Here is a 23,489-nt window from a genome sequence, read left to right as displayed (position 1 = left end):
GGACTGCACGAGAGTGGCGTCCATGACGTACTGACGGAACCACCCCCACGCACCCGCCCCCGGTGACCCCTCCCGGGATGCCGTGCCGTCGTCCGTTCCCGCGTCTGCGTGAGAGATGAGCCTCCTTGCTCCAGCACCACTCCCCTGGGGAGTCCCTGCCCCCGTCCACCCCGGCCACCGTCACGGTGTTCGCCTCACCCGCGAGCTGGATCGAGTCCGCCGCGCTCGCGCAGTGCCAGCAGGTCGCCGCCCTCGACGGCATGATCCACGTCGCGGCCATGCCGGACCTGCACCCCGGCAAGGGCGCGCCCATCGGCGCGGCCATGGCCTCGACGGTGCTGTACCCGTTCCTGGTGGGCTCCGACATCGGCTGCGGCATCGCCGTGTTCCCCATCAAACTCAAGCGTGCCGTGCCGGAGCGGCTCGCCTCCCGCTTCCCCGACCTCGACCACGCGTTGGACCCGGAGCGGGACGCCGACGACCCGGCCTGGGCTCACGTGCCCGACGACGTCCCGGCCGGTCACCTGGACGGCCTCGGGACGGTCGGCCGTGGCAACCACTTCGTCGAACTGGCGCGGGTCGACACCATCCTCGACGCGCACCACGCGGGTCGTCTCGGGCTCGACGCCGGCGATCTCGTGCTGATCGTCCACAGTGGCTCCCGCGGTCTGGGCGAGCGGATCCTGCGGGCGCACACCGAGGCCCACGGCGCCGGTGCCGCTCCCGATCCCGCCGCCTACCTGGCGATGCACGACGAGGCCGTGCGCTGGGGTTCGCTCAACCGCCGGGTGCTCGCGGCCCGGGTCGCGTACGCGTTGGGAGCGGAGCCCACCGCACCGATCGTCGACCAGTGCCACAACCTGGTCGAGTTCTCCGACGGGGTCTACCTGCACCGCAAGGGCGCGGCGCCGGGCGACGGACGGGACGTCCTCGTCGCCGGCACCCGGGGGACGGCTTCCTATCTGGTGGCCGCCCACGCCGGGCCGGAGGCCAACCATTCGGTGGCGCACGGCGCCGGCCGCAAGATGTCGCGCGCCGACGCGCTGCGGCGGGGCCGGGCCAAGCACACAGTCGAGGAGCTTCGCCGTACTCCGGTGGGTTCGCTTGTGGTGTGTGGCGACCGGCAGCTGCTCTTCGAGGAGGCGCCCACGGCGTACAAGCGCATCGAGCAGGTGATCGCCGATCTGGTCGAGCACCGGTTGGCCACTCCGGTGGTCAGCACGACTCCCCTGGTCACCTACAAGACGCCAGATCTCGGGTCCACCGCCCGCGCCGAGCGGCGGGGCCACCGCGGCGGGCGGGGGCGGTCGTGAGCGTGCTCCTGCTGCTGTCCGCCGGTCGCGGCCCCGCCGAGTGCGCCTGGGCAGTGGCCCAGCTCCTGCACCGCCTGACCGGGGACGGCACCCGCCGAGGTCTGACCATCGACCAGGTTCGGGTGTCACCCGGTGAGCGGCCCGGCACCTACCGGTCGGCGCTCATCCGGATCACCGGCGCGGACGCCGACGCGTTCGCGGCCTCCTGGACCGGGACGCTGTGCTGGCAGGCCCCGAGCCCCTACCGGGCGAGCACGGGCCGCAAGAACTGGTACGTCACCGCCCAGCCGCCGCAGCCCGACGCCACGCCGACGACGTTCGCCGAGGCGGACGTCGACATCGTGGCCTGCCGGACCGGCGGCCCGGGTGGTCAGCACCGCAACAAGGCCAGCACGGCGGTACGGGCGACGCACCGCCCCTCGGGCATCGTCGTCGTGGTGGACGAGGAACGGCAGTTCAGCCTCAACCGCCGGATCGCCCTGCACCTGCTGCGGCAGCGCATCGAGCACGGCGACGAGGCAGCCCGGCGTGCCGTCACCACCGCCCGGTGGCGCGTGCACGACGACCTCGTTCGCGGCGACCCGGTGCGGGTGGAGCGTCCGGAGCCCCAGCGGACGGGCCGCCGGGGATAGCGACGGGGGGTCAGACGTCCAGCACCGCGTCCGCAAACGCCCGGGGGGCCTCCTGCGGCAGGTTGTGCCCGACTCCGCCGCCGACGGTCCGGTGTTCGTACGGCCCGGCGAACTGCTTGCCGTAGACGCTGGGCTCCAGGTGCGGCGCGCCGTTGGCGTCGCCCTCCATCGAGATGCTGGGCACCGTGATCTTCGGTTTGGCGGCCAGCCGTTTCTCCACCTCGTCGTACTGCGACTCGCCGGGGGCGAGGGCCAGCCGCCACCGGTAGTTGTGGATCACGACGTCCACGTGGTCGGGATTGTCGAACGCTGTCGCGCTGCGGTCGAAGGTGGCATCGTCGAACGACCACTTCGGGGACGCGGTCTGCCAGATCAGCCGGGCGAAGTCCCGTCGGTTCCGGTCGTACCCGTCCCGGCCGCGCTCGGTGGCGAAGTAGTACTGGTACCACCAGGCCAGTTCCGCCTTCGGGGGCAATGGCACCCTGCCCGATGCCTGGCCGTCGATCAGGTAGCCGCTCACCGAGACCAGCCCTCGGCAGCGCTCGGGCCACAGCGCGGCCACGACGTCGGCCGTACGCGCACCCCAGTCGAACCCGGCCAGCTTCGCGGTGTCGATCTGCAGGGCGTCCATGAGGGCGATGAGGTCGAGCCCCAGGGCTGCCGGTTCGCCGTTGCGCATGGTGTCGTCGGAGAGGAACCGGGTCGTGCCGAAGCCCCGCAGGTGCGGCACGACGACCCGGTAGCCCGCGTCGGTGAGCAGCGGCACGACGTCGACGAAGCTGTGGATGTCGTACGGCCAGCCGTGCAGGAGGATCACCGCCGGGCCGTCGGGCGGCCCCGCGTCGACGTACCCGATGGTCAGGACCCCCGCGTCGACCTGTCTCACGTCATCGAACGACGTCCCCATGCCGGCCCCCGCCATCGCACCTCTCCCCGCGTTCCGACCTCTCGGCTGTGCTGGCCACGTCTCACCGTAGAGCCGAGGCCACGCGGGTGAGCAGGGTTCACACATGATCGGCGGCACCCGGTCCGGGCTGGCTATGATGCGCCCGGTTCCGGCGACTACGCCGCCCTCCGCGCCCCTGGGCGGGGAACCGACCGTAGGGTGATGGCATGGCTGAGCGACCTCTGACCCTGATGGCGGTGCACGCCCACCCCGACGACGAGGCGACGAGCACCGGTGGCGTCCTTGCCCGCTACGCCGCGGAGGGGATCACGACGGTGCTGGTGACCTGCACCGACGGGCGGTGCGGTGACGGCCCCGGTGGGGTCAAGCCGGGCGACCCGGGGCACGACCCGGCCGCCGTCGTGGCCATGCGCCAGGCCGAGCTGGAGGCCAGCTGCGCCGTGCTGAAGGTCAGCCACCTGGAGACCCTGGGGTACGCCGACTCCGGCATGATGGGCTGGGCGACAAACGACCAGCCCGGCGCGTTCTGGACGACGCCGGTGGCGGAGGCGGCCGGCCGCCTCGCGGAGCTGATCAGGCAATACCAGCCGGACGTGATCGTCACGTACGACGAGAACGGCTTCTACGGTCACCCGGACCACATCCAGGCGCACCGGATCACCATGGCCGCCGTCGAGCAGACCGACACCCCGGCGAAGGTGTACTGGACCACGGTGCCGCGTACCGCGTTCGAGCAGTTCGGCCAGATCATGCGGGAACTCGGCGTCGAGTGGGACGCACCGGACCCGGAGGCGGAGCCGACGCCGGAACTCGGCCTGCCCGACGACGAGATCAGCACCTGGGTGGACACCAGCGCCTTCGGGGCGCAGAAGTTCGACGCCCTGGCCACCCATGCCAGCCAGACCGAGAACATCTTCTTCCTGCAACTGGGCCGGGACCGGTTCACCGAGCTGATGGGTGTGGAGACTTTCGTCCGGGTCCGGGACCGCACCGACGCGCCGCTCCCCGAGGACGACCTCTTCGCCGGACTGCGCTGACCGGTCAGGGCGCCTCGGCGCGGCGGGGTCGGCGGGGTCGGCGGGAGATCGACAGCCACCCGAGGAAGCGGCGGTGCAGCGCTCGTACGTCGGGACGTGCGCCGAGGGCGTACAGGTCGTCGATCGCGTCTTGCAGGTTCGCCGCCAGGTAGAACGAGAGGGCGATCGAGTGGCCGTAGAACTCGGTCGCGAGGTGTAGCTGCGCCGGGTTGCACGGCCAGGGCGCGGCGCAGTTGCGGCACAGCCACGCGGGGCGCATCGGGATATGGGCGCGGGCGACGCGAGAGGTCCAGCGGCGGGCGCGGCGATCGGCCGGCGGCGGCAGGCCAGCGGGCGGGATCATCGGTCCGGGCGGCCAGGGGTCAAACGGCGCTTCCGTTGGGAAGGGGCCGCCGCATGAGCGCTCGCCCGCAGGGGCGGCCCCGGTGCGAACGCGTCCGCCGGATTCGGGTGCCGACCGGCCGCGCCGCCTGGTTCCACTCTTCTGCGGGGCACGTGGGCTAGAGGTGGGGAAGGGCTGGGGACATGGGCATGACGGCTGCCGAGATCCTGCTCGACGAGCTACGGCACGCTCGTGCCTCACGTGGGCTCAGTCAGGACGACTTTGGCAGGCTCATCAGCTATTCAGGTACGCACGTCAGCGCCGTTGAGACAGGTTCGCGGCCGCCGACGGGCGACTACGCCATAGCCATCGATCGAGCGCTGAAGACCGGAGGATTGTTCGGTCGGCTGCTCGATCGGCTCTCCGACCTTGACGCCGCGCCGCTCTGGCTGCGTGAGTGGATCACCTTCGAGCAGCAGGCCCGCACGTTGCGATGGTGTGAGGTCGCGTGGGTGCCGGGTCTCTTGCAGACCGAGGCGTACGCCCGTGCCGTGTTCGCCAGCGACGGCAGGATCAGCGCCGAGGAGGTCGAGACGCGGGTAGCGGGAAGGCTTGCCCGGCAACAGATCCTCACCAGTGACGACCCACCGCACCTCGTCGCCGTCCTGGACGATGCCGTTCTTCGGCGTCCCGTCGGCGGCGCGGCGGTGATGCGTGAGCAACTGTTCCACCTGGCGCAGCTCAACCAGGACCGGCGGCGCGTGAGAATCCATGTCGTTCCACGCGGGGTCGGCGCGTACGCTGGCCTCGACGGGCCGTTCGTCCTCGCGACCCTGCCGGATCTGGTTGACGTGGGCTACCTCGACAACCGGCTGCGGGGTCAGGTGGTCGAGCGGACTGCCGAGGTAGCGGCCCTGCGTGAGCAGTGGGAAGCCATCCTCGCCGAGGCGCTGACCCTGCAACAGTCCACCGAGCTGATAACGGAAGTGGCAAAGTCATGGACCTAACCGGCGCACGCTGGCACAAGAGCACCCGCAGCGGCAGCAATCAAGGGGCCTGCGTAGAGGTCGCCGACAACCTTCCCGGCGTCGTCGGCGTCCGGGACTCGAAGGATCCGGCCGGGCCGGCGCTGGTCTTCGCGCCGGAGTCTTGGCGGGCCTTCGTCGGTCAGGTCGCCGAGCGGTCGTAAGCGACGCCAGACGCACGAAGCGCCCGCCCCCGGTATCGGAGGCGGGCGCTTCATCGTCGGCACCTGGTCGGCAGGCAGGCACCGCTAGACGGTCTCCGGAAGTTTCGCGGGCATCTCCGATCAGCCCCCGCAGGTCATATGACGAATTTCCGGAAGTTTTCAGCGTTGACGCCCGGACATCGACGGCCTTAACGTTTCGAGCAGGTTTCCGGTCACCGGCCGGAACTACTGACCCCCGCACCGAGCCGGGACGCTCGATCGCGAACCCCACTCCCCATCCGCCAACACCGGACCCGCACCTTGTTGATCGACAACTGTCGATCGAAGGTCTGGAAGGGAAGGCACATGAAGCTGAGACAGTGGACGACCGTCGGCGTGGTCGCCGTCGCGACCGTCGCGGCGCTGAACACGGTGCCGGCCACCGCGAGTCGGCCGTACGACCCCACCGCGCAGAGCCTCGGTGCCCTCGGCCTGCGCCACGGCCTCCAGGTCGGCACCGCGGTCAACACGGATGCCCTCAACGACGCCGGCGACCCGCAGTACCGCGCGCTGGCCTCCTCCGAGTTCACCTCGGTCACCGCCGAGAACGTGATGAAGTGGGAGGTCCTGGAGCCCACCCGCGGCACCTACAACTGGGCGGCGGCCGACCAGCTCGTCGACTTCGCCAAGCGCAACCGGCAGAGCGTGCGCGGGCACGTGCTGGTCTGGCACAACCAGCTGCCCGGCTGGCTGACCAGTGGTGTCGCCGACGGCTCCATCAGCAAGCAGGAGCTGCGCGAGCTGCTGCGCAAGCACATCACCACTGTCGTCAACAGGTACAAGGGCAAGATCTGGCAGTGGGACGTGGTCAACGAGGCGGTCAGCGACCCCTGGGACACCCCGTCGACCCTGCACTACAAGGGCTTCTGGGCCGACAACCTCGGGCCCGGCTACATCGCCGACGCGTTCCGCTGGGCGCGGGCCGCCGACCCCAGGGCCCTGCTGTTCTACAACGACTACAACATCGAGGCGTTCGGTTCCGGCAACCCGGCGGACGACAAGACCCAGTTCGTCTACGACATGACCAGGGGCCTGCTCGCCCAGGGCGTGCCGATCGACGGCGTCGGCGCCCAGGGTCACCTGGGCACCCAGTACGGCAACTTCGACACCCTCCAGGTGACCGCCGCGCTGAAGAAGTTCAGCGGGCTCGGCGTCGCGACCGCGTTCACCGAGGTCGACGTCCGCAGCCAGATGACCGAGGCCGTCCGGGCCGGCAACGCCGACGAGATCAACCCCCGTCTGCAGGCGTCGGCCGCCAACTTCAGCGTGCTGATGAAGGCGTGCCTCGCCGTGCGCAGCTGCCTGTCGTACACGGTCTGGGGTTTCAGCGACAACCACTCCTGGGTGCCGGGCTGGTTCGACGACCCGCCGGAGGGCCTGGCCACGATCTACGACGAGAACTACCAGCCCAAGCGGGCGTACCACGAGTTGAAGTCGGATCTGATCTTCGCTGGCCCGCCGTACGTCCAGCCGCGCCTGACACCCCGACCTCGCCGCTGACCTCCGGTCGCGGCGGACTCGACGGCGTGTCCGTCGGCGTAGGGCCGTGTGGGGCGCGGCGGAGCCCCACACGGCCGCTACGTGTCCACGTTCGGTCGTCCCGGTGCGGCCGTACGGACGCCATCGGAGTATTGATGCCGGTTCTACCTGCTTATCGATCGAGTTGGTGTCACTATGGCAGGCGTGGGAACTGCGAAAACTGCCATGCCTGCGATCTCGCCGCTGACCGGCGATCCAATCAAGCGGGCCGATGCCGAACGGCTCGCGGGGGTGCTGAAGGCCTTCGCCGATCCGGCCCGACTGCGACTGCTGAGTCTGATCCAGTCCGCGCCGGAAGGTGAGGCGTCCGTCAGTGACCTCACCGGGGCGCTCAACCTCTCCCAGCCGACGGTGAGTCATCACCTGCGGATCCTCACCGAGGCTGGGCTACTCGAACGCGACAAGCGCGGGGTGTGGGCCTACTACCGGTTGGTGCCCGCCGCGATCGCCCAGATCGCCGACCTCTTGACGCCGCCCCGAAAGCGGGCGACGAAGAGGACCCGCTGACCCCTCACATCCGCGCAGGGGTTCGGATGCCGAGCAGGTGCAGCCCCTGCCGCAGCGTCCGGGCCGTCAGCTCGGCCAGCAGCAGCCGGCTCTCCCGCAGCTCGTCGGGGGCCCGCAGCACCGGGCAGCGCTCGTAGAACGCGTTGAACGCGGTGGCGAGCCGATGCAGGTACCCGGCGAGGTGATGGAACTCGAGGCTGCGCTCCACCTCGCCGACCACCGCGGCGAAGCCGAGCAGCTCGACCGCGAGCGCCCGCTCCGCCGGAGACGTGAGCACGATGGGCGCGTCCGGCCGCGCGGGTGTTCCGGCGCGCCGGAACACCGACCGGATCCGGGCGTACACGTACTGCAGGTACGGCGCGGTGTTGCCGTCCAGGGCGAGCATCCGCTCCCAGTCCAGGACATAGTCCTTGGTCCGGTCGGTGGCCAGGTCGGCGTACTTGATCGCGCCGATCCCCACCGCGCGACCGATCTCGGCGGCGGCATCGGCGTCCAGTTCCGGGTTTCTCCTGCGGGCCAGGTCGGTGGCGCGGGCGACCGCCTCCTCCAGCAGCCCGACCAGCTTCACCGACTCGCCGGCCCGGCTACGCAGCATCCGCCCGTCGGCGCCGAGGATCGACCCGAACCCCAGATGTTCGGCCCGGGCCGGCGGGCACAGCCAACCGGCCGCCCGGGCAACCGCGAACACCATCGCGAAGTGCTGCCGCTGCGGCAGCCCGACCACGTACAGCAGCCGGGTCGCGCCCAGCTCACCGACGCGCTGCCGCAACGCGGCCAGGTCGGTGGCCGGATAGCCGTATCCCCCGTCGCTCTTGCGCACGATGAGCGGCACCGGCTCGCCGTCCCGGCCGCTGAACCCGGCCGGGAAGACGCAGTCGGCCCCACCGCTGGGCACCAGCAGGCCCAACCGGTCCAGGTCGTCGACGACCCCCGCGAGCAGATCGTTGTAGGCGCTCTCGCCCCGGAAGTCGTCCGCGGACAACGTCACGTCGAGCAGGTCGTAGACGGTCAGGAAGTACCGCTCGGACTGCCCCACCAGCAGCCGCCACCACCGCAGCGTCCGCTCGTCACCGCCCTGCAACGCGACCACCCGCAGCCGCGAGCGTTCCCGGAACGTCTCGTCGGCGTCGAACTTCACCCGCGCCGCCCGGTAGAAGCCGTCCAGGTCACCCATCGACAACTCGCGCGCCGCCCCGGCCTCGCCGAGGTCGGCCAGGTGCTCGATCAGCATGCCGAACGGTGTCCCCCAGTCACCCAGGTGGTTGACCCGCACGACCCGGTGCCCCAGCCAGTCCAGCAGCCGGACCGCCGCGTCCCCGATGACCGTGGAGCGCAGATGCCCGACGTGCATCTCCTTCGCCACGTTCGGCGCCGAGTAGTCGACCACCACGGTCTGCGGGGCCGCCGTCGCCGGCACGCCGAGCCGGGCGTCGCCGGCCAGCCCGGCGACCAGGTCGGCAAGTGCCGGGTCGGCGATGGTGAGGTTGATGAAGCCCGGCCCGGAGACCTCCGCCGACACGCAGACGTCGTCGAGCACCGCGTGCTCCAGCACCGCGGCGGCGATGTCGCGTGGCGGGCGGCCGAGCCGCCGGGCCAGCGCCAGCGCCGCGTCGGACTGGAAGTCCGCTCGCGGCGAGCGCCGCACGAGCGGGTCGACCGGGCCGCCGGCCACCGCCGCGAACGCCGGTGCCAGCCGGTCGGACAACAATCTTTCAAGATCCATGAGTACGCCGATCTCACTCGGACCCGCGCTGTCACGCGAGCCGTTGACGACAGGAGATGCGGGGCGGACCGAGGACGACAGGCGCACGACCGGCGGCTCGATCCGCCGGTCGCGGGAACAGGTCAGCGCGGGCGGGCGACGGATCGCCGGCGTCGCCGCGCACCGACCTGGACGTCAGAGGACGCTCCGGTGCACTTGGCGATCACGCTGGTCATGCGGGCAGCCTATCCGGCCGCGGATGTGTCGACATCCCGATTACCACCGGTCGGGTGAGCGTCCGACGGCCGCGAACCGTCGTTTGGGACGGTGCCCCATCGGGAACTGCCCCCACATCAACGAAAGGTGATCATGAGCCGACACACACCACCATCGCCCGCCCGTATGCGACGCGTGCTTGCACTGATCCCGCTACTGGGCACCATCACCGTTGCCGCCGCCTGCACCAGCACCGGGGACAAACCCGGGGCGACCCCGTCCACCGCGGCGCCGACGTCCGCGTCGGCAGCACTGGATCCGACCGGCCAGGCGTCGCCGAGCGTGAGCGCCCCGACCACCATCCCGACGTCGGCCTTCTTCGAGTTGCCCGCCGAACTGCGGAAGTCTCCGCGTCGGACGCTGTCCGTCGAGGACGCCCTGCCGAAGTTGTGTGCCAACGAGTTCGGCACCGGAGGCCGGCAGGTGACGGCGAGCGCCGCGATGACCGTCATGTACCAGTCGGCGGGTGCCACCGCCGCCGACGTGGCGCAGGGGACGATCCACCAGACCATCTTCACCTTCGAGGGTGACGGCGCCACGGCGTACATGACACGACTGCGTACCGCCCTGGAGGCATGCCCCACCTACCAGCAGTTCGGAAACCGGGCCACCGTCAAGAGCAAGGCCGTGCCCGGTGTCGGCGACGAGGCGCTGCTGCTGACCCGCACGTGGCCCGAGACGAGCCTGAACGGCGAACACACCGGCCGCGAGGCGACCAGTCAGATCGCGGTGGCACGCGTCGACACCGTGGTGACCGTGTTCGACGACCAGGGTTGGGAGGGCACCAGCGGCAACCCCGCCGTCGTGGACCGGGCCCTGCGTGAGGGTGTCCGGACCATCGACGCCTGGCAGGGGTAGTCCGGGTGGTGGCTTCCCGGTGCGATGATGCGGCCCGTGACTTCCGCGGCCTTCGATCCGCTCGACCTGCGCGGCGTACGACGTGCCTACGACACCGTCGCCGAGGACTACGCCACCCTCCTGCCGGACACCCGTGCCGAGGCACCACTCGACCTCGCCATGGTCGACGCGTTCGCCGAGGCGGTGACGTCCGGCGGTGACGCCCGAGTCCTCGACGCCGGGTGCGGCCCGGGCCGGATGAGCAGGTACCTCACCGACCGTGGGTGTCTGGTGCACGGCGTCGACCTGTCGCCGGGCATGATCGCCCGCGCCCGGCGTGACCACCGCGACCTGATGTTCACCGTGGGCTCACTGACCGCCCTGCCCTACCCGGATGCCCGGTTCGCCGGCGTGCTGCTGTGGTACTCCACCATCCACACACCTCCCGCCGGGCAGGCGCGCGTCTTCGCGGAGGCGGCCCGGGTGCTTCGCCCGGGTGGCCACCTGCTCGTCGGATTCCAGGCCGGCGACGGCGAACGCGACCTGTCCGCGGCCTACCGTCGCCGCTTCGGCCACGACATCCGGTTGGCGCGACACCGCTACCCGCCGGATCGGGTTGCCGCCGAGGTCGAGGCCGCCGGCCTGCGGGAGGAGTGCCGCCTGGTGCGACGTGCTCGGGGCACGGAGAGGGACGACCAGGCGTTCCTGCTGGCCACGGCTCGTTGAGTCAGCGGAAGAGGCGACCACCACCGGCAGTGCCAGCGAAGCCTGACGTCCCGACGGCATGCCAACGACCGCCCGAACCGGCGGCAGCCGGGCTCAGTCTCCCCAGTCGAGCTGGGGTTCGGGCACACCGACCGACCTGCCGTACGCCTTGGCTTCGGCCTGCCCGGCGGGATCGCCCAGCGGGTACCGAAACACCCTGCCGGCAAAGACCACGAATTTCTCGGCGTCGGTTCGGAAGTCGGCGTACCAGCCGCCCGTCGGCGACAGGCAGTCGGAGAGCGCCGTGGCGAGCCGCTCCACCTCGGCGTCCGACGCGGTGAACTCGACAAGTGTCCAGGTGGAGGGCTGCGCGGCGGTGGCGCTTGCGGTGTCGACCCGCCAGATCTTCACCACCTCCAGCGGCACGGTCAGCTCTCCGCCGGTTCGCAGACTCTCACTGATCAGCAGCCCCCTGAGCATGAGCACTCCTCTCCCGGCGATCGACGCCACCCCGCACTGTCGTGGGTGGTCAATCCTCGCGTAGGGCGTCGAGGCGCGCTCGGAGCGCCGCCGCGATCTCGCCCGCCGCGGCGATCTGGTCCGGCGTGAGGGCGTCGACGAAGAGCTCACGAATGGCGCGCAGGTGGGGAAATGTGGCTTTGCCGAACGCCTCCGCACCGGCCGTGGTGAGCAGCACCTCCGCCCCTCGGGGGACTGTCGCGCACTCCTGGCGGCGAATGAGGCCGCGCCGCTCCATCCGCCCCAGATGGTGGGAGAGGCGGCTGCGCTCCCAGCCGATGTGCGACGCGAGTGCGGACGAGCGCATCGCCTGCTCCGGTGCCTCGCTGAGAGCGAGCAGGACGGCGTAGTCCCCCGTCGACAGGGAGGAGTCGCCCTGGAGACGGGATTCCAGCCGAGAACCCAGCGCCGCCGTCGTCTCGATGAAGTCCCGCCAGATCCGCAGTTCCTCCGCCGTCGGTAGCTGGCGCCCACCCCGCCGGACAGGTGTGGTCTCCGTCATGCCACTCTCCCGGGAATTGACGTGTCAATCGCCAAGTTAGCATCATTGACACGTCAACCAGTAGGTCCGCTTCCGCGGATCGCCGACGGGGAGCACCGAGGAGGACACGATGACAGCCGCAGGTTTCGAGCTGGGGCTCAACTCGTTCGGGGAGGTGGCCACCGACGGCGACCGGGCCCTGAGCGACGCCGAGACCGTACGGCTCCTCGTCGAGGAGGCACGACTCGCCGAGTCGGTCGGACTCGACGTGTTCAGCCTCGGTGAGCACTACCGGGAGGGCCACAACGACTCGGCCACGCCCGTGTTGCTCGCGGCAGCCGCGACGGCGACCGAGCGGATTCGCCTCGGCACCTCGGTCACGGTGCTCAGCACGAACGATCCGGTACGCCTCTACCACGAGTTCGCCACCCTCGACGCCGTGTCCAACGGCCGCGCCCAGCTGGTCCTCGGACGCGCGTCGGCGACCGAGTCGTTTCCGCTGTTCGGCTACGACCTGGCCGACTACGAGCGGTTGTTCGAGGAGAAGCTGGACCTCTTCCTACGGTTGCAACGCGAAGAATCGGTCACCTGGTCCGGAACGGTACGAACCGCGCTGACCGCGCAGCGCCTGCATCCACGGATGCGGCCCGGCGGCATCCCGACGTGGATCGGCGTCGGGGGCAGCCCGAACTCGGTGATCCGCGCCGCCCGGCACGGACTTCCGCTCATGATGGCGATCATCGGTGGGCGTCCCCAGCGCTTCGCCGGCCACGTCGACCTGTACACCAAAGCGCTCGAACAGTTCGGGCATACCCCGCAGCCAATCGGGCAGCACTCCCTCGGCCTTGTCGCAGACACCGACGAGGAGGCGGTGGAGACGTGGTGGCGGTACTGGCAGCCGGTCGCGGCGGCGCTCGCCGCGGAACGTGGCTTCTACAAACCGGACCGCGCACGCTACGAGGCCGAAATCGACCACGGCGCGCTCTTCGTCGGATCGCCCGAGACGGTGGCGCAGAAGATCGCCACGGTCGCCCGCGACCTGCGGCTGAGCCGCTTCGATCTGAAGTACGACATCATGCACCTGCCCCGCGAGGCACGCGCGCGCACGATCCAACTGCTCGGCAGTGCGGTCGCGCCGCGGGTCCGGGAGCTGCTGGCGAAGGAGCCCACACATGTCTGATCTCTTGTTCGGCCTCGACACGTTCGGCGACGTACCGGAGGACGATGCCGGCAAGCTCGTCTCCCACGCCGCGGCGATCCGCCAGGTCGTCGACGAGGCGGTGCTCGCCGACGACCTCGGCGTCGACGTCATCGCGCTGGGCGAGCACCACCGGCCGGAGTACTCGGTGTCGACGCCGGAGACGGTGCTGGCGGGCATCGCCACCCGTACCTCGCGGATCCGACTGGCCTCCGGCGTGACCGTGCTGAGTTCGGACGACCCGGTCCGGGTGTTCCAGCGTTTCGCCACGGTGGACGCGTTGTCGAACGGCCGGGCCGAGGTCATCCTCGGTCGCGGCTCGTTCACCGAGTCGTTCCCCCTCTTCGGCTACGACCTGCGCGACTACGACACGCTGTTCGAGGAGAAGATCGAGCTGTTCGTGAAGCTGCTCGACGAGAAGCCGGTCACCTGGAGTGGCACCCTGCGTGCCCCGCTGGAGAACGCCGACGTGTTCCCGAAGACCGAGTCGGGTCACCTGGACACCTGGGTCGGCGTGGGCGGCTCACCACAGTCGGTCGTCCGCACCGCCCAGTACGGGCTCCCACTCATGCTCGCCATCATCGGCGGTGCTCCCGAACGCTTCGCGCCCTACATCGACCTCTACCGCAGGGCCGCCGACCAACTCGGTACGACAGCGCACCCGGTCGGGATGCACTCGCCCGGCTTCATCGCCGACACCGACGAGGAGGCGAAGGAGGTGTACTGGCCGCACTACCGCGTCATGCGCAACCGGATCGGCGCGCTGCGTGGCTGGCCACCGATCCGCCGCCAGGAGTTCGACTCCGAGGTGGAGAACGGCTCGCTCTACATCGGCTCGCCGGAGACCGTGGCCCGCCGGATGGCCCGTGCGATCCGCAGCCTCGGTGTCGGCCGGTTCGACCTCATCTACTCGGCCGGCGCGCAACCGGTGAGTGCCCGGATGCGGGCCGTGGAACTGTACGGCTCCAGGGTGATCCCCATGGTCCGCGAACTGCTGGCCTGATCAGCACGTCAGAACCGAGAGGACGACATGTTCGACAACGATCGGCCCCAGACCCTTGGCGTGCTCGGGGCCGGGAAGGTGGGCACGGTGCTCGCCCGGCTCGCCGTCGCCGCCGGCTACCGGGTGCTGGTCGCCGGCTCCGGCGACCCGGCGAAGATCGCCCTCACCGTCGAGGTGCTCGCCCCGGGGGCGGCGGCCACCACGTCGGTCGACGCGGTGGCCGCCGCCGACATCGTGATCCTCGCCCTGCCGCTGGGTAAGTACCGCAGCGTTCCCGCCGAGGCGCTGCGCGGCAAGCTCGTCGTCGACGCGATGAACTACTGGTGGGAGATCGACGGCATCCGCGACGACCTCACCGACCCGCGTACCTCGTCGAGCGAGATCGTCCAGGCGTTCCTGCCCGGATCCCGGGTCGTCAAGGCATTCAACCACATGGGCTACCACGATCTCGAGGACGAGGCACGGCCGGCGGGATCGGCCGGCCGCAAGGCCATCGCGATCGCCGGCGACGACGCCACGGACCTCGCCACGGTCGCGACTCTGGTGGACGCGCTGGGCTTCGATCCGGTCGTCGCCGGCCGCCTGGCCGAGGGCGTCCGACTCGAACCCGGCAGCGAGTTGTTCGGTGCCAACGTGAGCGCCGACGAGGTGCGTGCCATGCTCGACCGCTTCCCGGAGTCCGAGCGTGGACGGACCATCGCCGCCGCCCGGGCTGCGTCGTAGTCGCCGGGCTGCCGCCCTTACGGGAGCGGATCCGGGTTCTGCACGGATGTCCCGGCACCATCGCCGGCCTAGCGTCACGCCCATGGCCAACACCGCACGCCGGGCCCCGACCCGCTTCACCGTGCCGCTACAGACACTTGTCGTCGTCTGCTCGGTCGTCTTCGTCGTCGGCACCACCATCCAGAACTTCGTGATCATCGACGAGCACGCCATTGTCGGGATGATGCGAAGGGCCGGCGCGTCGGCCGAGCAGGCGGCGGCCGACGCGCCGGCCTTCCTGCTCGGATTCCGTCTGGTGGGTTGTGCCTACATCGTCGGCAACGCGCTCGGGCTGCTGGCCCGTAGCGGGCGCGGATGGCTGTTCTGGGTCGTCCTCCTGGTCAACGTGACCCAGGCGGCCGGTGTGGTAGCCATCCCGCCGGAGGTGTTCGAGGTGACCCGGGAGCGCTTCGGCACGCTGGGCCTTCTGCCCTCCTGGGTGACCGATGGCGGCGCGGCGGCGCTCAGCCTGATCCTCGTGGCGTCGCTGATCAGGTACCGCGCCCCGTGGGCGTACCGGAAGGTGGCCGCCGCCTGACCGCGGTCAGCGCTGGTGTGGTGCGGACGCGGCAGGTCGGTCAGGAATCGAGAAGTCCGACCGGTGTCACCCGGTCTAGCCTTTTCCCAGGTCACCGGCAGCACGCCGAGACTGGACGACGAGAGGGAGCCCACGAGTGTCCGCGAAGACCGCCACGACCGAGTCCGACGGTTTCAGCCCCGAGGAGCGGGCCGCGATGAAGGAGCGCGCCGCCGAGCTGCGCGCCGAGGGCAAGAAGGGCGCCAAGAAGGCCGACGGGTTACAGGCGATCCTGGACCGGATCGCGCAGATGCAGCCGGACGACCGGGCGCTCGCCGAGCGCGTGCACGTGACGGTCACCGCCGCCGCCCCGGACCTGTCGCCCAGGACGTGGTACGGGATGCCCGCCTACGCGAACGCCGACGGCAAGATCGTGGTCTTCTTCCAGGACTCCGGCAAGTTCAACTACCGCTACTCGACCCTGGGCTTCCAGGACGCGGCCAACCTCGACGACGGCGACCTGTGGCCGGTGGCGTACGCCCTACAGAAGTGGAGCCCGGCGGTGGAGAAGAAGGTCGTCGAGCTGGTGCAGGCGGCGATCTCCTGACCGTCGTCCCCCTTGCCGCGAGGTGTCCCGCGAGGCATCGGAACGATGTCGCAGTTATCGACATGTGAAAATGCCCCGTCGCCTGGCGGAGACGGGTGGATTCCCGTCGGAAGGGCCGGCCATGATCCCGTGCGGGGTGACGACCCGTCACCCCAGACGGGGAGAACAATGCTTCACAGACCATCATTCGTCGGCACCCGCGCCGCACTGTCACGCCGGGTTGCCGGCGCGACCGCCGTGGTGACCCTGGTCGTCGCCGCCGCGGTCGGCGTGGCCGGGCCGGCCCTCGCCGCGGGGGGGGGGGGCGCCCCCCCCCCCCCCGCGGCCCCCGGGCCCCCCCCGCCGGCCGGCACCGCCGTCATCGCCACCCCCGCCGCAGGCGGCCGGGTCTTCGGCTCCCCGCCCGCCCCGGGGCCCCCCCGGGGGGGCGGGGCGCCCCCGCGGGGGCCCCCGGGGGGGGCCCCCCGGGGGGGGGGGGGGCGGGGCCCCCCCGCGCCGGGGGGGGGGCGCCCCCCCCCCCCGCCGCCGCGGACAGCGTGACCCGCCTGCCGGACGTCACCGCCGTCTTCGACACCGCCGCCGCAGGCGGCCGGGTCTTCGTCTCCGCGACGGACCGGGTGATCGTCGCCGATTCGACGGGCACCATCACCGACACGGTGCGGGGGCTCGCCGGCGCGCGCGGCCTCGCGATCACACCCAGCGGAGACCGCCTCTACGTGGCGCTGTACGACGGCGGTACGGTGGCGGAGATCGACACCAGCACCGGGGAGGTCGTCCGCAGCATCGACATCGGGCAGCCCTGCCCCCAGCACCTCGCGCTCACCGGCAGCCGGGTCTGGGTCGGCTACGGCTGCGAGCGCAGTGGGGCGGGCGGAGCACTGACGCTGGACCTCGCCGCGGCCTCCCCCACCGTCGTCAGCATCACCGACAACAAATTCGGTGCCCCGGCCCTGGCCGTGGCCGGTGGCGTGTTGGCCCTCGGCGAGACCGAACTGCATCCGTCGACGGTCCACGTCTACTCCGTCGACGGCCAGGAGGCCACCGAGCGCGGCACGATCGAGGTGCCCGTGCTCGGCGACCTGGCGCTCAATCCGGACGGCTCGGTGCTGGTCGCCGCCTGGGGCGGGAGGTCCGAGGCTCTCGCGTACGACACCGCCACCCTCGCCGAGGTGCACCGCTACGGCGGCTCCTCAGGATATCCGAGGGCGGTGGCGTTCAGCCCGGACGGTCGACACCTCGCTGTCGGTCACTACGTCGGCGAAGGCCCGGCGCTGATGGTCCACGACACCGCCAGCGGCAGGGTGATCAACACGGCCAGCACCGAGTTCGGTCAGATGGTGCTCGGCACCGTGACCGTCCTCGGCAGGGACGTCTTCGCGGTCATCGAGCGCGAAGGCGCGTTCCGGCTCTGGCACGTGGTCGACGCGACGCTTCCGACGTCGGCCATCGCCCTGACCGCGCCCGACTCCGGCACCGCGCTCGACCCGCTGCGTATCACCGGCCGGCTCACCCTTGCCGACGGCACCGACCCGGGGGTGCAGGAGCTGCAGGTCACCCGCACCGTTCCGGACGGCACCTGGGTCACCCTCTCGGCCACCACGGCGGCCGACGGCAACTTCACCCTCACCGACGTCCCCCCGCTGAGCGGGCACCTCCGCTACGACGTCTACTGGAGTCCGACAGGTGACTACCACGGCAGCACGGCCTCGGCGACGGTTCCGGTGGCCGGGCGCGCCGCGATGCTCACCCTCGGCGGGCCGGGCAACGGCAGGGACGGCAGGCAACTGTCGCTCTCCGGCGTCCTGGGCCTCGACGGCAGGGCTCCCGCGCAACCGCAGACCCTGGCGGTGACCCGGACGATCTGGAACAACCGCCTCGACGGTGCCATCGAACAACTGTCGAACGTCACCACCGACAGCCTCGGCGCCTTCACCGTTCTCGACACGCCCAGCCAGGGCGGCCGGTACGTCTACACCGTCACCTGGCACGGCGACTCGGTGTACGCGTCGCCGTCCGCCAGCCACGAGGTGACGGTGTCGTCCACGGACTCGCACCTCGCGGGGCAGGTGGCGGAGCCCGCGTACATCGGGGTGCCGTTCCGGGTCACCGGCGCCGTGACCTACGACGTCGGCGCGTGCCAGGGCCCGACCGTGGTGCACGTGAGCCGGCGGGTCAACGGCGGCGCGGCGACGCGACTGCCGGACGTCACCACCGACGCCTCCTGCGGTTTCGGTTTCGACGACACCGTGAGCAGGACGGGGCCGGTGGCCTACACCGTGACCTGGGACGGCGACGCCACCCACCGCAGGACCACCGGCACCATCTCCGGCACTGTGCAGAAGCAGCCGTCCTACATCGAGGCCACCTCGCCCGACCGCACGCTGCTCAACGGGCAGCAGGCGGTCATCGAGGGCAGGGTCACCGATCTCGACGGCGAGTCGATAGGCGGGCGGTGGAAGTTGACCGTGCGGCGGATCGGCCCGGACGGCTCCGAGGTCACCCTCCCGGGCGTGACCACCGCAGCCGACGGCAACTTCTCCTACCGCGACTCGCTGCCGACCATGGACGCCAGCACCTACCCGCAGTTCCAGTACGAGTTCTCCTGGTCCGGCACCGCCACGTACCGGGCGACCACCGGACATGTCTTCTTCTACATCGTGCCACCGGACTGCGATTGCTGATGCGGTGGTGATGCCGCCCGCCCGGACAACGGGCGGGCGGCATCATGTCGGACATGCCAATCACCGATCACGCGCTGGCCGTCGAGGCGGCGCAAGCCGGAGCCGCGGTCGTCCGCTCGCAGTACGGATCATCGCTGGCCCGTTTCCTGAAGACCGCTGACGACTTCGCCACCACCGCCGACGTCGAGGCCGAGAAGGCCATCCTCGACGTCCTGCGCGCCGCCCGCCCCGATGACACGGTGCTGGCAGAGGAGAGCGGTCGCACCGGCACCGGCGAGAACGGGCGCACGTGGCTTGTCGACCCGTTGTGCGGAACGCTGAACTACGCCGTGCGGACCATGCTGACCTCGGTCAACGTCGCCCTGCGTGCAGGGGCACGCGTCTCCGTGGCCGCCTCGGCGGACCCGTTCGCCGACGAGGTGTTCTGGACCGACGGCACCGCCGCGTACGTCAGGCGTGGCGGGGTCGACGAGCCGCTCACCCCGTCGGCCGAGTCACGTCTTGTCGACGTCAATCTCGACCCGCCGTTTCCCAACCGACATGTCTTCCTGGCCGCCCGGATGCTCGCGGACGACGGGTTCATCGACCAGTTCCGCCCACGCGTCGTCTCCACCACGCTGGCCGTGGCCTGGGTGGCTGCCGGTCGCCGCGCCGGCTACGTCACCGATGGCGAGCACCTGTGCGACAGCGTCCACTTCGCGGCCGGAATCGCCCTCGGGCAGGCGGCCGGTTGTGTGGTCACCGGGATCGACGGCGGGCCGGTGCACCCCGATGGGAAGGGTCTTGTCGTCGCCGCCGACGAGCGGACGCACGCCGCCCTCCTGGCTCTCATCGACAACCAGCGGTGACTCTCGGCCCGACGGGCTTCTTCGCCGACCACGGTGGCGACGCGAACGACGCCCGGTATGTGGCGCTCGCAGCGGCGGTCGGGCCGGCGTACGACCGCACGTCCAGCCACACGCTGCGGATGGCGTACCGGGCAGAGCTGAATGCGGCGCTGACGCCCGCGCCCGGCATGCACGGGGTGGCGGCGGCACAGGCCGCTGGGCTCCGGTGCGTTGCCGTGCCGAACCGCCACACGGACCACGCCCGCTTCACGGCCGCGGACCTGGTGTTGCCCAGCGCGGCGGACCTGCCCCTGGACGCGCTCCTGGCCCGCCTGGCGCTGGGGGCGGGCAGTCTGCGGTGAGTGCGCGCCGGAGACCGAGCAGAGCTCTCGCCCGGCCACGCCCGCCAGCCGCACCCGGCCCGGCCGGCCCACCCAGCCAGCCAGCCAGCCAGCCAGCCAGCCAGCCAATGCTTGTCGGGCGATGCCGCGGAGACCTTGATGTCGCTGAGTCATCAAGATGACTCACCGGCATCACGCTCAGCAGAACGACATGCCCCCGGCCGCGTCGATGTCGGGCTCGGTGCTCAGCGCAGGCCGTTGAGCACCTTTTCGTAGCGCGGGCGCTCGGCGGCGCTCGTCTCGTCCGGGAAGACGTGCACCGTGACGGTGTCGGTGGCGATCAGCTCGGAGCAACCGCCGAGGTGTTCGACTGACGGGTGCTCGTGCGCGGGCGGGAGCGACGGGTTCCGCCGCGCCCGCCCCGCACGCTAGCTGGCGTACGTCTCGAACTCGCCGACCCGCGGCGTACCGCCGGAGCTGTTGATCCTGAAGTTGATCTTGCTTAGCGAGGTCGAGGAGAAACTGCTGGAGCCCGCCCCGCTGCCGGAGGCCAGGACGGCCCCGTTGTCGTTGTTGATGAGCTGCCAGGCCCCGATGGAGCCCTGGGTCCCGGACGGTTCACGGATGACCACTCGGGACACCCGGGTCGGGGAGCCCCACTTGATCGAGATGGTGCCGGTCGCTCCGGCCGGCGACCAGTAGGTGCCGAGGTCGCCGTCGCGCACGTTGCCGTAGCTGGTCCCGCTGGCCTTGCTGGACCCGTCGGCACCGGCACCGAGGCTGAGGTTGGTCCCGCCGCCCGGAGGCGGGGTGGTCGGCGGCGGGGTCGAGGTCGGCGGGGCACTCGTCGGCGGCGGTGTGGTCGGCGACGGGCTCTGCGGTGAGCAACTGCCGTTCGACACCCGCAGACCCGTGTTGGGGCCCGCCGTCTGCCGGACGACGTCCGGCACGCAGCTCGCCCCGTCGAGGCTGTACGCGTACGGGATGGTGACAGTGGTGTTGGACGTCGGGTTGGGCCCGGCGGGGTAGTTGTCGCTGCCGGCGCCGGACCAGGTGACGTTGTCGAAGATGTTGCCGCTCACCTGCCAGTAGCCGCGCTGGTCGGTGTAGAAGGTGCCCAGCACGTCCTTGGAGTTCCGGAAGTAGTTGTTCTCCACCTTCGCCTTCGCACCGGCCCGGGAGTTGATGCCCGACTCGCGCAGGCTCACGTAGTGGTTGTTGTAGATGTGGGCCGTGCCGCCGCGCAGCAGCGGCGTCCGGGAGTCGATGTTCTCGTACAGGTTGTGGTGGTAGGTGATGAAGCTGTTCGAGAGGTCCGTCTCGCTGGACCCGACGAGGCCGCCGCGCCCGGAGTTGCGCAGGATGCTGTAGGACAGCGTGACGTACTGCGTGTTGTCCTTCATGTCGAAGAGGCCGTCGTACCCCTGCGACTCCCCGCCCGACGCCTCCAGCGTGACGTGGTCGACCCAGACGTTGCGGACCGTGCTCTCCATGCCGATGGCGTCCCCGCCGTTGGAGATGGGCGAGCCGGACTTCTTGACGTTCCGGACCGTCACGTTCTGGATGATGATGTTGCTGGAGTCGCGGATGTGGATGCCGAGCTGGTCGAACACCGCTCCACTGCCGACGCCGATGATGGTGACGTTGCTGATCTGCTTGAGCTCGATCACGCCGGCGGTGGTGTTGCAGCTCGATCCCGACACCTTGGCGGTGTTGCCGTGGTTGATGGTGCCGGTGACCTCGATGGTGATCGGGGTGCTGCTGCTGGGGCGACCGCAGAGCGCCGCGTGGATCGCGGTGCCCGTGGTGGCGCGTACGGTCTGCCCGCCCGCACCGCCGGTGGTCCCGCCGTTCTGGGTGGCGTAGCCGGTGGCGTTGCCGGCCGCCGCCGACGCCTGCGGGGTCGGCAGGGCCACCGCGACCGCGATCCCGACGGCGGCCGTGGCCAGCACTGCCTGAAGTCGCAGAGCGACATGTCTTTTCATCTCGCCTCACCTTCACATTCGAGAGGTCCACCGCCGGGGTGGCGGCCCGTCAGACCGCCCGCTTGTTCGGTGGAGACCCTGCCGACCGCTCGACAGCACCGAAGGTCTGTCGGCATCTCGCCTCGCCCTGGAAAGCGCAGGGAACCTGCCGCGCAAGCGGTGCACCCGAGGTGGCGTTGATCGATGTGTGATCGCCCGGCTCACAAAAAGAACATCGATGTACAGCAATGGTAGGAAAGCGTTTTCCCCGAAGGCAAGGGTTAGCGTTTGCAGGTTTGTTGCAGCCACGCCGGCCCGCGCGGGCCGCCCACGATCCGACGACGCGAGTGCGGCGCGCGGCGGACTACCGGGGGGCGTCGCCCGGGTCGGGCTCAGCGCCGGAGGGCCCGCCTCCGACCAGCACCGACTCCTGCCCCTCCTGGCGGCCCTCCTGGCGGGCACGGGCGAGCAGCCGCGCCAGCCGACGACGGCGGTGACGGACCACCGCCCGCAGACCGACGAGGAGTACGCCGAGCAGAACCAGCAGCGCGAGCTGTGCCCACGGCACGACCCAGGTGGTGACGGTGGCGGAGGCCGGCCGAAGATCGGCACCGACCTGGGCGTCGCCGAGCAGGGCCGGTGACGTGGTGACTGTCGTGCGAAGGCGCACCAGCGCCCAGACGCCGTCGGCGCGGGTCCGCACCTGCCGGCTGCCGGCCGGGAGCAACTCCTCGACCGCGTCTGTTGCGTCGTGGCTGGTCCGTCCGAAGAGGTCGGACACCACCACCCGGCTCGTTCCGCCGACCCAGACGTTGCCGGCGTTCCCGACGGTGTAGCGGACCCGCAGCGTGCCACCGGCGAAGGGATTCCACGACGGCGTGTACGTCGCGGTGAGGCCCTGAACGGGCAGGGTCGCCTGGGCGGACCCGTTGACCCGGACCATGACCCGGAAACCCACGCGGCTCTCGACGTTGACCGTCCCACCGGTGCTGGTGACTGTCGCGGCGATGCCGGCCGGGTGGTCCCCCGGCGTGGCGTTCCTGGGCACCGTGATCGTGAACGGCACCACCCTTGTCTCGTTCGCGCCGACGGTGACCTTCTCCTGCACGTCGATCCAGGTGCCGCCGTCGACCGAGGGGCGGTCGGACGAGAGCATGTTGAAACGGCCCTTGTCGGTGAGATATCCGTCGGCGGCCTTCAGGGAGAAGGCGACAGCGGTACGGCTGAAGTTCCGGACCGCCAGGTGCTCGGTCACGACCGCCCCCGGGTCGAGGCTGGCGTTGATCCACCGGCGTTGGTCGGGGCCGCTCGGGGTGGCCGGTTGGACCGTCCAGGTCAGGGCCTTCGGGTCTGGCTCCGCCGCCGCCGCGGCCGGCGCGGCCCCAACCGTGAGGGCCACGACGGCGAGGACGGTGAGCACCCGGCGCAGCGGGGAGACGGTCATGCGGATGGCCCTTCGGCGGGGGGCTTGGCGGGGGGGGGGGGGGGGGGCCCCCCCCCCCCCCCCCCAAAACAAACCCCCCCCCCCCGGGGGGGTTTTTTGGGGCCGCGGCGGCCCCCCCCCCGGCCGCCCGCCACCCGCGG

General features: G+C 71.0%; 24 protein-coding genes. 17 read left to right on the top strand and 7 right to left on the bottom strand.

Going from position 1 to position 23,489, the window contains the following annotated elements; genetic code table 11:
- Positions 1-125 precede the first annotated feature (125 nt).
- Both ACGFIQ_RS35285 and prfH read left to right on the top strand, forming a co-directional pair.
- Positions 126-1,313, top strand: coding sequence for an RNA ligase RtcB family protein (locus tag ACGFIQ_RS35285; protein ID WP_393250530.1), 1,188 nt, complete (start codon positions 126-128; stop codon positions 1,311-1,313).
- Positions 1,310-1,945, top strand: a complete 636-nt coding sequence (gene prfH, locus ACGFIQ_RS35280) for a peptide chain release factor H (protein WP_393250528.1) — start codon at positions 1,310-1,312, stop codon at positions 1,943-1,945. Before ACGFIQ_RS35285 ends, prfH begins: the two co-directional genes overlap by 4 nt.
- A 10-nt stretch (positions 1,946-1,955) precedes the next feature.
- Here the strand turns inward: prfH and ACGFIQ_RS35275 are convergent, their stop codons facing one another.
- The gene (locus ACGFIQ_RS35275; protein ID WP_393250526.1) at positions 1,956-2,831 is read right to left on the bottom strand and encodes an alpha/beta fold hydrolase; all 876 of its coding nucleotides are present in this window, start codon (positions 2,829-2,831) and stop codon (positions 1,956-1,958) included.
- A 227-nt stretch (positions 2,832-3,058) separates the two neighbouring features.
- Here ACGFIQ_RS35275 and ACGFIQ_RS35270 point away from each other — a divergent pair, with 227 nt between their 5' ends.
- Positions 3,059-3,889 carry a PIG-L family deacetylase gene (locus ACGFIQ_RS35270; protein ID WP_393250524.1) on the top strand — a complete coding sequence of 277 codons (831 nt, stop codon included), beginning with the start codon at positions 3,059-3,061 and terminating at the stop codon, positions 3,887-3,889.
- A 4-nt stretch (positions 3,890-3,893) separates the two neighbouring features.
- On the opposite strand, the gene ACGFIQ_RS35265 is transcribed toward ACGFIQ_RS35270, so the two are convergent.
- On the bottom strand, positions 3,894-4,148 hold the full coding sequence (locus tag ACGFIQ_RS35265) for a hypothetical protein (protein ID WP_393250522.1): 255 nt from the start codon (positions 4,146-4,148) through the stop codon (positions 3,894-3,896).
- A gap of 266 nt (positions 4,149-4,414) precedes the next feature.
- Between ACGFIQ_RS35265 and ACGFIQ_RS35260 the strand changes: the two genes are divergently transcribed.
- The 4 genes from ACGFIQ_RS35260 (at position 4,415) to ACGFIQ_RS35245 (ending at position 7,485) form a co-directional block, all read left to right on the top strand.
- Positions 4,415-5,218 carry a helix-turn-helix transcriptional regulator gene (locus ACGFIQ_RS35260; protein ID WP_393250520.1) on the top strand — a complete coding sequence of 268 codons (804 nt, stop codon included), beginning with the start codon at positions 4,415-4,417 and terminating at the stop codon, positions 5,216-5,218.
- A complete protein-coding gene (locus tag ACGFIQ_RS35255; RefSeq protein ID WP_393250518.1) occupies positions 5,209-5,400 on the top strand; it encodes a DUF397 domain-containing protein in 192 nt (63 codons plus the stop codon). The genes ACGFIQ_RS35260 and ACGFIQ_RS35255 overlap by 10 nt, the downstream gene beginning before the upstream one ends.
- A gap of 345 nt (positions 5,401-5,745) precedes the next feature.
- A complete protein-coding gene (locus ACGFIQ_RS35250) occupies positions 5,746-6,939 on the top strand; it encodes an endo-1,4-beta-xylanase (RefSeq protein ID WP_393250516.1) in 1,194 nt (397 codons plus the stop codon).
- Between the two features lie 204 nt (positions 6,940-7,143).
- Positions 7,144-7,485: a metalloregulator ArsR/SmtB family transcription factor gene (locus tag ACGFIQ_RS35245; protein ID WP_357553948.1), complete on the top strand. Its 342-nt coding sequence runs from the start codon at positions 7,144-7,146 to the stop codon at positions 7,483-7,485.
- 4 nt (positions 7,486-7,489) lie between these two features.
- Here ACGFIQ_RS35245 and argS read toward each other — a convergent pair whose 3' ends face one another.
- Positions 7,490-9,208 (bottom strand): arginine--tRNA ligase, encoded by a 1,719-nt coding sequence (gene argS, locus ACGFIQ_RS35240; protein ID WP_393250514.1) that lies wholly within the window; start codon positions 9,206-9,208, stop codon positions 7,490-7,492.
- Between the two features lie 381 nt (positions 9,209-9,589).
- Here argS and ACGFIQ_RS35235 point away from each other — a divergent pair, with 381 nt between their 5' ends.
- Positions 9,590-10,321 carry a hypothetical protein gene (locus tag ACGFIQ_RS35235; RefSeq protein ID WP_393250512.1) on the top strand — a complete coding sequence of 244 codons (732 nt, stop codon included), beginning with the start codon at positions 9,590-9,592 and terminating at the stop codon, positions 10,319-10,321.
- A 27-nt stretch (positions 10,322-10,348) separates the two neighbouring features.
- Complete coding sequence (locus ACGFIQ_RS35230; protein ID WP_393250510.1) at positions 10,349-11,026, top strand: class I SAM-dependent DNA methyltransferase; 678 nt, start codon at positions 10,349-10,351, stop codon at positions 11,024-11,026.
- A 93-nt stretch (positions 11,027-11,119) separates the two neighbouring features.
- On the opposite strand, the gene ACGFIQ_RS35225 is transcribed toward ACGFIQ_RS35230, so the two are convergent.
- Together ACGFIQ_RS35225 and ACGFIQ_RS35220 are read right to left on the bottom strand one after the other, a co-directional pair.
- Positions 11,120-11,485 carry a hypothetical protein gene (locus ACGFIQ_RS35225; RefSeq protein WP_393250508.1) on the bottom strand — a complete coding sequence of 122 codons (366 nt, stop codon included), beginning with the start codon at positions 11,483-11,485 and terminating at the stop codon, positions 11,120-11,122.
- A 49-nt stretch (positions 11,486-11,534) separates the two neighbouring features.
- Entirely contained in the window at positions 11,535-12,026 is a 492-nt protein-coding gene (locus ACGFIQ_RS35220; RefSeq protein WP_393250506.1) for a MarR family winged helix-turn-helix transcriptional regulator, read from the bottom strand.
- A gap of 109 nt (positions 12,027-12,135) precedes the next feature.
- Between ACGFIQ_RS35220 and ACGFIQ_RS35215 the strand changes: the two genes are divergently transcribed.
- The 8 genes from ACGFIQ_RS35215 (at position 12,136) to ACGFIQ_RS35180 (ending at position 19,962) form a co-directional block, all read left to right on the top strand.
- Positions 12,136-13,185, top strand: coding sequence for an LLM class flavin-dependent oxidoreductase (locus tag ACGFIQ_RS35215; RefSeq protein WP_393250504.1), 1,050 nt, complete (start codon positions 12,136-12,138; stop codon positions 13,183-13,185).
- Positions 13,178-14,206, top strand: a complete 1,029-nt coding sequence (locus ACGFIQ_RS35210; RefSeq protein ID WP_393250502.1) for an LLM class flavin-dependent oxidoreductase — start codon at positions 13,178-13,180, stop codon at positions 14,204-14,206. Before ACGFIQ_RS35215 ends, ACGFIQ_RS35210 begins: the two co-directional genes overlap by 8 nt.
- Positions 14,207-14,233: 27 nt before the next feature.
- A complete protein-coding gene (locus ACGFIQ_RS35205; RefSeq protein ID WP_393250500.1) occupies positions 14,234-14,929 on the top strand; it encodes an NADPH-dependent F420 reductase in 696 nt (231 codons plus the stop codon).
- 82 nt (positions 14,930-15,011) lie between these two features.
- Positions 15,012-15,506, top strand: coding sequence for a hypothetical protein (locus tag ACGFIQ_RS35200; RefSeq protein ID WP_393250498.1), 495 nt, complete (start codon positions 15,012-15,014; stop codon positions 15,504-15,506).
- 136 nt (positions 15,507-15,642) lie between these two features.
- The gene (locus ACGFIQ_RS35195) at positions 15,643-16,092 is read left to right on the top strand and encodes an iron chaperone (RefSeq protein ID WP_393250496.1); all 450 of its coding nucleotides are present in this window, start codon (positions 15,643-15,645) and stop codon (positions 16,090-16,092) included.
- Between the two features lie 536 nt (positions 16,093-16,628).
- Positions 16,629-18,773 carry a hypothetical protein gene (locus ACGFIQ_RS35190; RefSeq protein ID WP_393250494.1) on the top strand — a complete coding sequence of 715 codons (2,145 nt, stop codon included), beginning with the start codon at positions 16,629-16,631 and terminating at the stop codon, positions 18,771-18,773.
- Positions 18,774-18,826: 53 nt separating this feature from the next.
- Positions 18,827-19,621, top strand: coding sequence for an inositol monophosphatase family protein (locus tag ACGFIQ_RS35185; protein ID WP_393250492.1), 795 nt, complete (start codon positions 18,827-18,829; stop codon positions 19,619-19,621).
- Complete coding sequence (locus ACGFIQ_RS35180; RefSeq protein WP_393250490.1) at positions 19,618-19,962, top strand: hypothetical protein; 345 nt, start codon at positions 19,618-19,620, stop codon at positions 19,960-19,962. Before ACGFIQ_RS35185 ends, ACGFIQ_RS35180 begins: the two co-directional genes overlap by 4 nt.
- A 407-nt stretch (positions 19,963-20,369) precedes the next feature.
- Here ACGFIQ_RS35180 and ACGFIQ_RS35175 read toward each other — a convergent pair whose 3' ends face one another.
- Both ACGFIQ_RS35175 and ACGFIQ_RS35170 read right to left on the bottom strand, forming a co-directional pair.
- The gene (locus tag ACGFIQ_RS35175) at positions 20,370-21,926 is read right to left on the bottom strand and encodes a polysaccharide lyase family 1 protein (RefSeq protein ID WP_393250488.1); all 1,557 of its coding nucleotides are present in this window, start codon (positions 21,924-21,926) and stop codon (positions 20,370-20,372) included.
- Positions 21,927-22,269: 343 nt separating this feature from the next.
- A complete protein-coding gene (locus ACGFIQ_RS35170; RefSeq protein ID WP_393250486.1) occupies positions 22,270-23,349 on the bottom strand; it encodes a hypothetical protein in 1,080 nt (359 codons plus the stop codon).
- Between the last annotated feature and the right edge of the window lie 140 nt (positions 23,350-23,489).

Origin of the sequence: Micromonospora sp. NPDC048898 (genome assembly GCF_043198035.1) — a bacterium.
Taxonomy (GTDB): Bacteria; Actinomycetota; Actinomycetes; order Mycobacteriales; family Micromonosporaceae; genus Micromonospora.
This window is presented reverse-complemented; position numbering and strand designations above follow the sequence as displayed.